The organism is Vibrio sp. 3-2(1) (genome assembly GCF_963887575.1).
Classification (GTDB): Bacteria; Pseudomonadota; Gammaproteobacteria; order Enterobacterales; family Vibrionaceae; genus Vibrio; species Vibrio anguillarum.
The window spans coordinates 381057-393797 of record NZ_CAWPGB010000022.1 but is presented as its reverse complement, the minus strand read 5'-3'; the positions used below and the strand labels follow the sequence as shown (position 1 = coordinate 393797).

8 protein-coding genes are annotated in these 12741 nt (G+C 45.2%); 2 read left to right on the top strand and 6 right to left on the bottom strand.

All coding sequences use genetic code 11. The features are described 5' to 3' along the window. Positions 1 to 71: 71 nt before the first annotated feature. Both AACQ79_RS09885 and AACQ79_RS09880 read right to left on the bottom strand, forming a co-directional pair. On the bottom strand, positions 72 to 1019 hold the full coding sequence (locus AACQ79_RS09885; protein ID WP_249339191.1) for a hypothetical protein: 948 nt from the start codon (positions 1017 to 1019) through the stop codon (positions 72 to 74). After that, positions 1020 to 2348, bottom strand: a complete 1329-nt coding sequence (locus tag AACQ79_RS09880) for an endonuclease/exonuclease/phosphatase family protein (protein WP_170899019.1) — start codon at positions 2346 to 2348, stop codon at positions 1020 to 1022. It lies immediately after the preceding gene. A 196-nt stretch (positions 2349 to 2544) separates the two neighbouring features. Between AACQ79_RS09880 and AACQ79_RS09875 the strand changes: the two genes are divergently transcribed. Continuing rightward, positions 2545 to 3075 (top strand): RNA methyltransferase, encoded by a 531-nt coding sequence (locus tag AACQ79_RS09875; protein ID WP_370685849.1) that lies wholly within the window; start codon positions 2545 to 2547, stop codon positions 3073 to 3075. 96 nt (positions 3076 to 3171) lie between these two features. Here the strand turns inward: AACQ79_RS09875 and AACQ79_RS09870 are convergent, their stop codons facing one another. Further along, a complete protein-coding gene (locus tag AACQ79_RS09870) occupies positions 3172 to 6090 on the bottom strand; it encodes an alkaline phosphatase family protein (protein WP_170899018.1) in 2919 nt (972 codons plus the stop codon). 234 nt (positions 6091 to 6324) lie between these two features. Between AACQ79_RS09870 and AACQ79_RS09865 the strand changes: the two genes are divergently transcribed. Then, positions 6325 to 7881 (top strand): methyl-accepting chemotaxis protein, encoded by a 1557-nt coding sequence (locus AACQ79_RS09865; protein ID WP_170899017.1) that lies wholly within the window; start codon positions 6325 to 6327, stop codon positions 7879 to 7881. A gap of 37 nt (positions 7882 to 7918) precedes the next feature. Here AACQ79_RS09865 and AACQ79_RS09860 read toward each other — a convergent pair whose 3' ends face one another. From AACQ79_RS09860 to AACQ79_RS09850, 3 genes are all read right to left on the bottom strand, one after another. Further along, the gene (locus tag AACQ79_RS09860; RefSeq protein WP_026027775.1) at positions 7919 to 8932 is read right to left on the bottom strand and encodes a LacI family DNA-binding transcriptional regulator; all 1014 of its coding nucleotides are present in this window, start codon (positions 8930 to 8932) and stop codon (positions 7919 to 7921) included. Between the two features lie 63 nt (positions 8933 to 8995). Further along, positions 8996 to 11596 (bottom strand): glycoside hydrolase family 3 protein, encoded by a 2601-nt coding sequence (locus AACQ79_RS09855; RefSeq protein WP_170899016.1) that lies wholly within the window; start codon positions 11594 to 11596, stop codon positions 8996 to 8998. Further along, positions 11596 to 12690: an ABC transporter ATP-binding protein gene (locus AACQ79_RS09850; protein ID WP_013868152.1), complete on the bottom strand. Its 1095-nt coding sequence runs from the start codon at positions 12688 to 12690 to the stop codon at positions 11596 to 11598. The genes AACQ79_RS09855 and AACQ79_RS09850 overlap by 1 nt, the downstream gene beginning before the upstream one ends. Positions 12691 to 12741: the final 51 nt, after the last annotated feature.

The following is a 12741-nucleotide window of genomic DNA, read 5'->3' as shown; positions in this document are numbered from 1 at the left end:
TCAGTTATTTGCTGGTGAGTTTAACGGTTCATGGCGAGTGAATAAAGAGCGCTGTAGTTATCTTATTCATCCTAACGAGCAAAAAATGCTTTTCTAAACTCATAACGCTGCTTTGCCGCATAGCGCACCCACTCTTCTGTCGAAAGGGTGGCATAGGCTGTCTTTCTCTGGCTTGAGAGCGTTTTTTCTAACTGCGCTAACGCTTGCTGGTAGTCAATGACTTGAGCAGCCTGCGCTTGTTGCTCGATTTGGCGATGGGCCACCTCACTGCGCTCATGTTCATTTAAGTAAAGTTCGGCTAAACCTTGTTGTACTTCTAAGCGCTGTTCTAACGATAAATGTTGAGGGATCAGCCGAATCGCTTGTTCATAGCGTGCATTACCTGTGTTTAATGAAAAGGTATCCCATTGATATTGATGCTGTGTAAGCCGCTGTTCAATGCTCTGCAACGCCTCTTCTACGGAAGCAATGCCTTCGTAGTCATTGGGTTGCTGTACAAAATCATCATAAGCGTACTGATCAGCAAACAAGATATCCGCTTGTCGCCCCCATACTTGTTGATCAATCGATTTTACATAAGCCATTTTGTCACCTAATTCCGTATCCTGACTGATGAGTTCCATTCCAAGCAACGCGTCACGTTGCGCCTGTTTTTGCCAATAGAGTGCAACCAGCTCATAGCGTTCATGGGGCAACTGCGTTTGTAATTGTTGTAGCCGCGCAGCGCACACATTTTGCTGACGACACTGTTGCCAAAACTGCTCTATTCTCTCTCTCAGCGCTTTGCCTATTTCTGTTTGCAGCGTTTCACCAACGAGTGTCCACTCTTCATGGGTTTGATGATCGCGATTAGCCAGCAAAGCAACGCTACTTTGCTCTGGCAAACGCACCGTGCCCGGCAATGCAACCTCAATTCTATTGGGGGGTGTTTGGATAGTGGGAAACTCATCCCTCTTCACCCACCAATAACTTGCGCTGCCGACTAAGGCAACGCAGATCAATAACCTAACCCAACGCATCTAGCGGATCTCAGCTTTAACCGGAAAGTGATCCGATAAATTGTAATGCTGCCATAAACGCTCGTCCGTGGTTCTTGGCACCAGCACAGTATTGCGGTTTTGTTGTTCGCTTGGTTGTGCAAACTCTTGGCTTACCACCACATAATCGAGGTACTCCACGTTTTCACCACCGGATAAGGCTTCTCCTGCAAAATCATTGATACGCGGATCAAACGTTGATTCGGTATAGCCTGCGTAGCTAGGTTCGGTTGACGCAAGATTCGCGAGCATGTTTTGATAGTCATCGGCAAATTTACGTTTATTCACGTTAAAATCACCGCCATAAATCACCGTTTCTGTGCTGGGAATAGAGAACGATTGCGCAAAACTGCGCATCTGTCTGAACTGACGTTGGCGATAATCGCGAGCGGTATCGGTATCAAACGAGGCAGTATGCGTTGCAAACAGATGATAAGCCTGACCATTTTTGATAATTTCAGCATAATTCACCCCTTTATCAGCAAAACAGTCAGTTCCCGAGCAATCAGGGAAGACATATTGTCCTTGGTTAACAATTGGGTAGCGGCTGACGATCATCACTCCGCCGTCATGGATATTCACCCCAGACTTATCGAGCATCTTCGTTTGGTACGGATACTCTTTTGCCAGCTCTCGAAGAAAGGCATCACGCCCCGCAGCAAACACTTCTTGCAGCATTACGGCATCATATCCTTTGATATGCTGAGGGATGATAGCAAAACGCTCGGCAATATTTGAAGCAATCACAGGTAACGCCCAAACGTTATAGGTCATCACTTTTAAGGTCTCAGCGTCGGGTGTTTCTTCTGTATTCGTTGGCGTAATGGTGTAATAAATATCGTCGTAACGAGTGGTGCTGACGGATTTAAACGCAAACTCGGTTGGACGTTCAATCAACTGCGTTGAGTAATAACGGTGAACCGCACGATCATTTTGCCACTGAAGAGGGACATCTCGTGCTTGTACCCCATGCTCAATGCTTGAGTTATACCAATGACCTTCCATCTTCTGCTGTAAAGAGAAAACCTGCCCTTGCGGTAAAGTCACCATGGTTTCAAATTGGTACGTTTTGCCAGATTTCACCCCTTGCCAACGGTTAAAGCTGAGCACCATTTTAGTTTCCCACGGGCCTAACGTTTCACTGTGTTGCTGCCATTCACTGCCTTGTTGCAACTGATCAGATCCGGTCTGTTTCACGGCAATAGACATTGGCAGCGCAGAGTTATTGGTTAAATAAATATCGGTGTCCGCCAATACCACATGAGCAGCAAGAGACAACCCAAATAGCATGACTTTATTAATAATCTTCACGTTTTCATCCTTTAACTGTGAAAAAATAAATTAAGCCATCCCCCTATGAAATATTGATGTAAGAAATACGACAGTTTGAGTACTCCAAGAAAGGTCACGAAAAATATAAAAACTATTGAACGATTTATCGATATTTTTTCTTTCAAGGCAAATTTTAGCGTTATACTGCCCGCCCCAAATTGTGAGAGGATTTTTTGTGGAACGTGAAATGTCAGTGATCATTGGTTTGTGTAACCCTAAAAGCCCAACCAACGTAGGTGGTGTGATGCGCGCGGCAGGTTGCTACCAAGCATGCGCGGTTCGCTACAGTGGTGAGCGTTATGATCGCGCAGTGAAATTTCAAACCGACACAAAAAACATTCAAAGTAAAATCCCGCTCACCGCGATGGTAGAGATCACGCAGGACTTGCCAAGTGAGATGAAAATCGTCTGTGTTGAACTGGCAGAAGGAGCCACACCACTGCCCGAGTTTATACACCCGGAAAAAGCGCTGTATGTGTTTGGCCCTGAAGATGGTTCTATTCCACAAGAGATAGTCAACCAAGCCAGCGAGGTTGTATACATCCCAACAATTGGTTGCATGAATTTGGCCGCGAGCGTCAATGTGCTGCTGTATGATCGCTTAGCAAAATCCAAGCTCGATATTGATCACAGCCAACGTATTCTGAGCAGCCGAGATGTGAAAAATCGTTTGAAGTTTAAACGTGCTGATCAACCTGCCACTTAAGGCTGCAATCGAAGCCAATGAAACAAGCGAACGTTCTTCACTCAATAGAGCATAACGCTCACTTATTTCATTGGCAGTCATAACGGTTAAGTCTCGCTAGCGAATATCCAGCTGTTTAAGAACCGATGGGTAACCCCAACCATCTTCACCAACTTTAACTTCGTCTCCCGTTAAATAGTGATAAAGAGTGGGCGCAAGTGAGCCATTTTCGACTGAACCGAGCGGCGTGGCTTGATTGCCAATTGGACTCCCCCAAAAACCGATAAAAGCATCTTTTTCTAGATAGCTTTCACCCGCATGACGCCCCGGAACTTTAGTATTAAAGCCAACGCCCTCTTTAGGAAATAGGTTAATGGTGCCCGCACGGTCGTCTTCATAAATAGCAGCGAGCTGATTAACCGAATCTGGACGGGACGTAAAACGTGTTAACTCTCGCCACTGCGCACTTGAGCACCACGTCTCAGGTTGATTCGCTTTAGCGTGATAAACGCAACGTTCGACGAGTTGTGCATAATGTTCTAGCTCGTCAGATGAAGGAGGCGACAAATAAGCATTTAGCTGCTGAACGCTAAGCAGCAATGGCTGTTCCGATTTAGCAAAATAGCGCAGTTTATCACCCTTTTTTTCAATCCATTCATCCACTCGTTTACCTTGCCGCTCGCCAATCAACCGTACAGAACAGTCCGTTAAATCACATGGTTTTTCTCTCACGACTAAATAATCTAGGCTTTCAGCAAGTCGCGCTACGGTTTCATCGATCACATCAACCTGCTGCCCTGGCTTAGAATGGATCGGTTGCCAACGGATCAGCTCTTGATAAACCGGTTGAACTTCCCATCCAGCTTCTGCATTAAAGAAATCCATCATAAAATTTCCACCCGCAGTGGAAGCGACGACCACATCAATCCCTTTGTTTGACGGCGCGTTAATCGCATTCGTCATTTTTGGCCCTTCTCCCTCATCCGATGAGATTTTCTTCACCTTGAGTTTTATTCCCAGTTGCGACGCTAGCGGCTCAAAGATCTGTTTTTCTGGGTTGAGGGAGAAATAAACAGGAGCTAAACCATGATCGCCAGCCATGCCCCATAACGTGCGGTCATATACTCCAGCGTCTTGATAGGTTGCTTCTATTTGCGCTAGCCAGTAATCGAGGCGGTTTAGTTCCCCAGTTGGCATGATGACTTCATCGCTGAATGGGCCGCTAAAATGAGCAAAATGATCCGGCCATGGATTATAAATCAGCGTATAGTCGGGCATTCCTTTCCGTTCTTTTTGTGCAAGTTGTTTCAACTGGTGAGCAAGTACTTGATGGCGAGTCCAGCGAGTATAAAAATCCCACTTGCTTATCTGCTGATAGCGCGTGACCTCTTCAACTAATGTCGTTCGCAACTGTTGGAGTTCACGTTCGACAATCGCGCGCTCTTTCAGCTCACGCACACACCGCTTTTCACCAAAATCACGTAATGCCTCACCCGCCCCTAAATTCACTAAACCATCATAAGTGGTGTGAGCATTCCAATCGTATTGCGCATTGCAGTTGAGGGTGTTGAGGTAAGCAAGGCGATCAAACATCGTTTGTACTTGGTTTTTAACCAGTAAGCGATCAAGCTGCAGTGCATCATTACCAAAAAAGTAATAAGCACGGTCGGTTGGGCGATCAACAAAGTGGAAATTGGGTATGCCAGTACCACCTTGGCCGGACACCTTCGCTCCTGTTTTTATGATCGGTAAATTACGCACACTGATCGTTGGTGTTGATGAAATGCCCACTTGAGTAATAGAAGCGCGATGATCACGATACAAGCGTTTAAAAAACGGCAAGTAATGTGGATCGTGATAAGGCTGCTCAGCCAATATCTGCATGAAACGTACTTGCTGCTGATGTTCGGGTTGAACCACCTCCATTGAAGAAGGCTTAGTGCTCAATCGATTGTTGTGATCTTGGTGAGCTTTGCGGATAAATGGCTTACTTGGATCAACCAAACCTTCGATCAGCCCTTGTTGCAAACCATCCACGGTGATCTGCACTGCCATACGACGTTGTTGCTGAGAGCGGAGAAACGCAACCAATGCTTGAGGATCATCATCAAGTGCTTTTTGTAACCAGGAATTTAGTGCTTGTTCACGCTCTTGCTGATAGACAAATTGACGGTAGCCTTTTAATACGTTCATACGCACAAAATCAATCAAAGTAACCGTGATTGCCTCTGCTTTGTTGTTCACACGTGCTGTATTTTCTGGCTTTGCATCTTCTAATACCCCAAAAAGGGCTTGCTTCATCTCTCCTTCATCCATCCCATTAGCAGCCTGACTAATAATTTGGATCACTATCGGTTGGATTTTATTAATCAGTAATCGATCGGGTTCACTTGACGTCAGATATTGATAGTGATCCGGCAATCTCTCAAGCTGTTGCCACTCACCAATTTCAACCAAGGCATCATACACAGTCACCATGGCCGCAATAAATTGGGCATCCACTTTAATCCCTTCATGATGCCCTTGATCTTTAATATTTTCTTTTTGTTCACTCACCACCTCTTCCCCATAATGGTAGAGGCTATGCTCGAATCCCTTTAAAACCTTTGCGTCATAAACAGTACTTAAATACTGTTTAAATACATCATCATTTTCTAACCCCGTATAACGATCATAATATTGATATAAAAAATAGCCCAGCGGGATGGCGTAAGTTGGGTTAGAAATTTGTGCAATAACGCGAGCTTTTGTTTTTGCATCTAAAGGCAACATAAGGATATAGCTATCGAGTGTTACCCCGGCGATGGTAAATAAGGTCGAATCACGGGCAAAGCGCGTTGAATAGCTTAAAGACGACGCCATTTGATTTTTCAATATTTGCGCCGAATTGAACAGCCCACCAACCACAGGCGCGTCACTGATAGCAGCGAAAGAGGTTGATGAAAGTAAAGAGGTTAAGAGTAACGAGATGGGTTTTAGCCGCCCAAAAGAATAAAATATCATACTGTTTTCCCTACAGTTATTGCATGCGCACATTGTGGCAAGCTTACTCGTAAGGTCAAGCCGTAAGTTATATTTACGTTATAAATCTGCCATATATCCATATCAAAAGTAATGATACCAATTAGGTATTCTATATTGGTTAATTCTATTGCGTTCTTAGCGATTCGAATCTATAACAGTGGAAACAAAAATAATAAATAACACCCTCATTTAACGCTAGAGAAACTTGGCTTAATTTGTTTTTAACTTATTTAATTCGAGGTAATCATGCGTACCAACCAACCTGTCACACAAAAAGAAGTCAAGTTTCCACCTAGCTATAACTTATTATCGGTCACTAAACCAAGCAGCCATATCACTTATGCCAGTAAAGAGTTTTGTGAAGTGGCGGGCTACTCATTAGAAGAGCTTATCAACCAGCCTCACAACCTAGTTCGTCACCCAGACATGCCAGCAGAAGCGTTTAAAGATATGTGGGAGCATTTAAAACGCGGCCAATCTTGGATGGGTATCGTCAAAAATAGATGTAAAAATGGCGATCATTATTGGGTTGATGCGTTTGCTTCTCCGATAGTCGAAAATGGCAAAACGGTTGAGTTTCAGTCGGTACGTTTGTGTCCAAGTCGAGAACACATCACCAACGCAGAAAAAATCTACGCGCAGCTTAAAGCAGGCAAAACACCCAGGCAGTTAAAGCTGCCTCGGACTCGCCTGTGGCAACGTTTGGCCATCTCCTTAGTCCCCATTGCAGGCATCAGTTTTGTGGCTGATACTCTTCTTCCGGGAATAGGCTTAGTATTGATGTTATTACTGTCCATGGTTGCAGGTTATAGTTTGACTCGCCGCTTAGAATCGCTCAGTGCCGAAGCTCGCAAAGTGTTTAACAACCCACTAATGGAATTGGTGTATAACAACCATATTGATGACATTTCTGAAATCAAACTTGCGTTAAAAATGCGCCAATCCGAACTCAATGCTGTGGTGGGACGCATTCAAGATTCAAACCAACAAATTGGTGAAGCGGCCAATTCATCTTCAAAAAACTGCAAAACAACTGCGACCAATTTAGAAGGTCAAACACGAGAAACCGAACAAGTTGCCGCCGCGATCAATGAAATGCACTCTACCGCGAATGAAATTGCACAAAATGCGCAAAGTGCATCAGACGCAACAGAGAAAGCAAAATTGGCCGCCGAAGAAGGTATGGATTCGGTAAAAGATACATTGAATGCAATGCAACAGCTCGCAACACAACTAGACAGCGCCTCATCGGTTGTCACACAGTTGGCAGACCACGGAAAAACCATTGGCCAAGTGTTAATTGTGATCCAATCTGTCGCTGAGCAAACCAACCTGCTTGCACTTAACGCCGCTATTGAAGCTGCTCGGGCTGGCGAGCAAGGCCGTGGATTTGCGGTCGTCGCCGACGAAGTTCGCACCTTGGCACAACGCAGCCATGAGTCCACTAAAGAGATCCAAAATGTCATTGCGCTGATTCAAACCAGTACCCACCAAGCTGTCGATGCGATGCATGAAGGCGCACAGTTATCTAAATTATGTGTTAATAGTGCTAATGTCTCTGGCGATAAACTCAATATGCTACTTACACAAGTGATTGATATTACGGATAGAAATGAACAAATTGCCACCGCCGTAGAAGAGATGGCACGCGTGACTGAAGATATGAATTCAAGCGTTCAATCGATCAGTGATGTCTGTGTGGCGACCAATATTTTGGCCAGTGATACACGAGATGAATGTGAGGATTTAGTGGTAAACCTTAGCTCTCAAGGCACATTAGTTCGCCAATTCCGACGGTTATAATTTCATGTCCTACTAGCCCTCTAACGAGGGCTTTTTATTAACGGTAGATAGACTTTGTGGACTCTCGCACAATTAAATCGATAGGGGGTAACCTAGCATCGTGCCTCTCACCACTGAGCAAGTTGAGAATGGAATGCGCACACACCGCACCGATCTCTTCAATTGGTTGGCGCAATGTCGTTAGGGCCGGAGTGAAATACTGAGAGACAGGTAAGTCATCAAAACCAATCACTGAAACATCATCTGGCACTCGCACACCGTGATCAGTTAACGCCTTAATGGCACCATAAGCCGTTTGATCATTAGCAGCAAAAATCGCCGAGAAATGGACTTTAGACTGCAACAGTTCAACCGTCTTTTCATACCCACATTCAGAGCTAAAGTCACCTTGTTTAATGAGTTTAGGCATAGGCTTAATTCCCGCTTCACGAAGCGCTTTTTGGTAGCCAGTGAAACGGGCGGTTGAATCAGGCTGATTAGCGAGCCCTTTTATATGAGCAATGTTCACGTGCCCTAATTGCAATAGGTGCAAGGTGGCAATATAACCGCCGAGTACATTGTCCACATTAATGCAACGTACATTATTACTAACAATTTGGTGGCCGACAGCAATGATGGGAATCGATTGAGCATATTTGAGGATTTGATCGCTTTTTAAACTGCCTGTCACTATGATCATTCCATCGACATTGCTTCTTGCAAGATACTCCAGTGCATGTGCTTCCAAGTTTTTCTGCCACTGACCTGTGGCAATCACCAGTGAATACCCTTGGGTCATTAATACCTTCTCCATGTCATTCAGAATTCGACTGGTGTGAGGGCTCTCTGCGTGCTGCACTAATACACCAATAGTCATCGAACGCTTATTGCCTAGATGACTGGTTGGGTAACTAGGTTTGTAGCCAAGGGTTTTAATTGCACGTTCAATATTTTGGCTTTTTTCATCCGATACGTAAGTTGTGCGATTCAAAAAACGAGAGACAGTGCTTGCCGAAACTTCGGCAAGCTTAGCGACATCATAAACAGTGGGTGCTTTCTTTGATTTTCTCATGGCGATGTTTGGCCCTTTAGAAGCACTCCTTCTCCACACGGAGAAGGAGTCTATCGTTTCTTTTTACTGTGTATCCCAACATATATTGGCGATCACAAATTGACACTCACCATTAGTAAATAATGAGAAGGGCGTGTCGAGATGAGTAAAACTTAATCCCTGCTCTGAGAAATGTGAACAAGCAATGTTCACGCGCGTAAAGCTATCATTGATGGTGGAAAAGTAGTGGCTGACGTCCACTTTAACCACGTTATCAATATCCCCCAAACATCCAGGAACAACGGCGCGTTGCAGTGCCAAATAAACAGGTTCTGTTGCCGCTCTGAGCACTTTAATCTCAAAACTGACCACACCATGCGCATTATCGTAATGGCTGAAATCTTCCGCTTGCCCTAGCCCCGTTTGCGCATAAACCATTGCTCCACCCCCCAGAATTTCTACCTCAACGGCGTCTTGCTGCTGCTGGTAGTTATACGGCTTAGTTCGGACAGCACCGAGTTTCATCACGTTGTTGCGTGAGACATCCACGCCCATCCAATGTTCAGCATCCGACACTTTAAGTTGATAATCGCCTATCGTCGCCATAATTCCATACAGATGCTCTGCACGTGTTGCTTGCCATTTTGCTTCTTCTGAGTCGATATCTAGATCAAGGTTATCCAAATCTCGAGTTTGTTTTTTTTCAGCGTAATTAAGCCCATAACCGTATTCAAATAAAGGTGCATGTTCCCCAACAGGAGACTGCTCACATTCAGGCACGACATAATTGGGAATATGAGGAGGAATACGGTTCACACAGGTGCTGCGCTTTTTATTGGGCCAACTGAATGACAAGGTACCAGAGAAGTCGATATTAACTTCACCATTCTCTTTAGCCACTAAAACATCAGTAATGCCACGTCCTTCGCTGCCGGGTAAAAATGCCGCAACAAAAGCATCAGACAAGGATATTTCTTCATTGACAAACAGTGGACGACCGCTAAAGAAAATCGATACCACTTTTACGCCGCGCTTATGAAATGCTTTGATTTTTTCGCTATCTGATCGGTAGCGACGTTTCAAGGTTGAAAACTCCAAAGATTGCCACGCTTTAATGTCACCCATCATTTCAGAATAAGGATCTTCACCAAACACCACAACCGCAATATCACCCGCTTGCCAATCACCTGTTAATTCTGGATCGTAGCAAACATTATCTATGCCCAATTCTGCTTCTAACGCCATTTTCACTGTGGTGGCTCCGGGGAAATCGGCTAAGTTATTTTCATCCCCTTGCCAAGTGAGGTTCCACCCGCCCGCTTGCTTTTGCAAATCATTGGCACCGCTGCCCGTTAACACAACCTTGCACCCACGTTTGAGCGGTAAAATACCCTTGTTATTTTTCAACAGTACCATCGATTGCTGCACGGCTTGGCGAGCGATAGCACGATGTTCAGAGCAACCAATCAGTGACTGCTGACCAGCCAAAGCTCGCGCTGAAGGATGCGGTTTTTTCCATAAACCCGCGCGCATTTTCACCCGTAAAATACGCGTCACAGCATCATCAATTCGGCTTTGGCTCAGTACTCCACTTTTTGCATCGCTCACCGCCTGACGATAGGCTGATTGCCAATGCTCACGAATAGGGATCATTAAAATATCGTTACCCGCATTGATAGCGTAAGTCGCATTACCATCGGTACATTTACTGACTTCAGAATGACCATGCCAATCGGTTACAACTAATCCATCAAAGCCCATTTGATCTTTCAAAACATCAGTGAGTAGGTACTTACTGCCATGAATTTTGAGGTTGTAATCACCTGAAATGTGCGGCGCGTGATCATAGTTCGCTTGGTTATCCCACGAATTAAATGAAGACATCACAACTTGCGCACCAGCATTAAGGCCACTGAAATAGCCCATGGCATGCACGTTACGCAGCAGATCTTCACTGTAAGTATTGCTGCCGCGATCAACACCATTCACTGTGCCGCCATCGCCCACCCAATGTTTGACGTTTGAGATCACATGATGCTCACCTTGTAAGTCAATGGCATCACCTTGCAAACCTGCGACCATTTCGCTGGCATAAACATAAGTCACTTCAGGGTCTTCAGAGTAACCTTCATAGCAGCGCCCCCAACGCAAATCACGAGGGGTGGCTACGGTTGGTGCAAAGGTCCAATCAATACCCGTCGCGGCGATTTCCAGCGCGGTAATACGGCCAATTTTGCGAATTAACGCGGGATTGCGCGCGCACCCCAACCCAATATTGTGCGGAAATACGGTTGCGCCAAAGACGTTATTGTGGCCGTGTACTGCGTCAGTCCCCCACATAAACGGAATATGAAATGGGCGACCTTGATAAGCTTTTTCTGCGGCAAACCAGTATTCATCGGCTTTCGCTACCCATTCACTGGCTGGTGCATGTTTATTGCTGTTTGGCCAAGAGCCACCACCATTGAGTACCGTACCAATCTTATAATCGATGATTTCTTGCGGCGTAATATCGCGGATTTCTGGTTGGATAATCTGGCCAATTTTTTCTTCTAAGGTCATCAACCCTACGATTCTTGCTACTTGCTGTTCAATTTCAGGGTCAGCTTTGATTGCTGATTCTATTTTGGGCCAAACGTCGAAATAAGGGGCTTGCTTTATTATTGTCATCGTCTTGTTCACCATTAAAAACTGGCCAATGAGTTTTCACTCAGCGCATCAAAAATATGAATCGCATCTAGGTCGAGATAGAGTGTAACCTTCGTCACCTCTACCTCTGCCGCTTGGGTTTCCACCATCAAAGGCTGGCCTGCAACATGGGTTTTCAACAAAATACTCGCACCGAGCAACTCTTTATCTTTGAGCGTGACGGCAATTGGCAATACACGTTCATGGTTAACTTGTTCTGCGCGTAAGTGAATGTCGGTGGGGCGAATACCGACATGCAGTGCGAGGTTTTTAGACGCATGAGCTTTAAATCGCTCGGGAAGCGGAATAAAGATGTCACCCAGTTGGATAAGCCATTCGCCATCTTGCTGGATAAGTTGTGCATCAAGCATGTTCATCGAAGGGTTACCAATAAACTGCGCCACAAATTTGTTCGCCGGGCGTTGAAACACCTCTGTTGGCGTACCGACTTGCGCAACATAGCCATCTTTGAGGATCACAATGCGATCAGCGAGCGTCATGGCCTCAATTTGATCATGCGTAACATAAATAGTGGTAGTTTTAAGCTGACGATGTAACTGCTTGATCTCTTCGCGCATCACACCACGAAGTTTGGCATCTAAGTTAGACAGTGGCTCATCAAACAAGAACACTTTTGGCGTACGCACCATGGCACGCCCCATCGCCACGCGTTGGCGTTGACCGCCAGATAACTCTTTAGGCTTACGATCAAGGAGCGGGTCAAGCTCTAACATTTTTGCCGCTTTACGCACTTCCTTATCGATTTCAGTTTTTGGCATGCCTTTTAACTTCAATGCAAACGCGATGTTTTCATACACGCTCATATGTGGGTAAAGCGCATAACTTTGGAACACCATCGCTAAGTCTCTATCTTTGGCATCTACGTTATTCATCCACTTGTCACCAACGTAAATATCACCGGCCGTAATCGACTCCAGACCCGCCAACATGCGTAATGTGGTTGATTTTCCGCAACCCGATGGGCCAAGAAATACCACAAACTCACCATCATTCACCGTGAAATCAAAATGCCTAACAACATCCACATGACCAAACGACTTCTTAATGTTCTTAAATTCAACTTTTGCCATAATTTTTCTCCTTCACACTGCGCCTTCTTGAAACAGAACTACGCCAGCATG

What these genes read in the sequence shown, in the direction of transcription:
- AACQ79_RS09885 (WP_249339191.1), bottom strand. Translation starts at nt 1,019, where the DNA reads ATGCGTTGGGTTAGGTTATTGATCTGCGTTGCCTTAGTCGGCAGCGCA.
- AACQ79_RS09850 (WP_013868152.1), bottom strand. Translation starts at nt 12,690, where the DNA reads ATGGCAAAAGTTGAATTTAAGAACATTAAGAAGTCGTTTGGTCATGTG.
- AACQ79_RS09855 (WP_170899016.1), bottom strand. Translation starts at nt 11,596, where the DNA reads ATGGTGAACAAGACGATGACAATAATAAAGCAAGCCCCTTATTTCGAC.
- AACQ79_RS09860 (WP_026027775.1), bottom strand. Translation starts at nt 8,932, where the DNA reads ATGAGAAAATCAAAGAAAGCACCCACTGTTTATGATGTCGCTAAGCTT.
- AACQ79_RS09870 (WP_170899018.1), bottom strand. Translation starts at nt 6,090, where the DNA reads ATGTGCGCATGCAATAACTGTAGGGAAAACAGTATGATATTTTATTCT.
- AACQ79_RS09865 (WP_170899017.1), top strand. Translation starts at nt 6,325, where the DNA reads ATGCGTACCAACCAACCTGTCACACAAAAAGAAGTCAAGTTTCCACCT.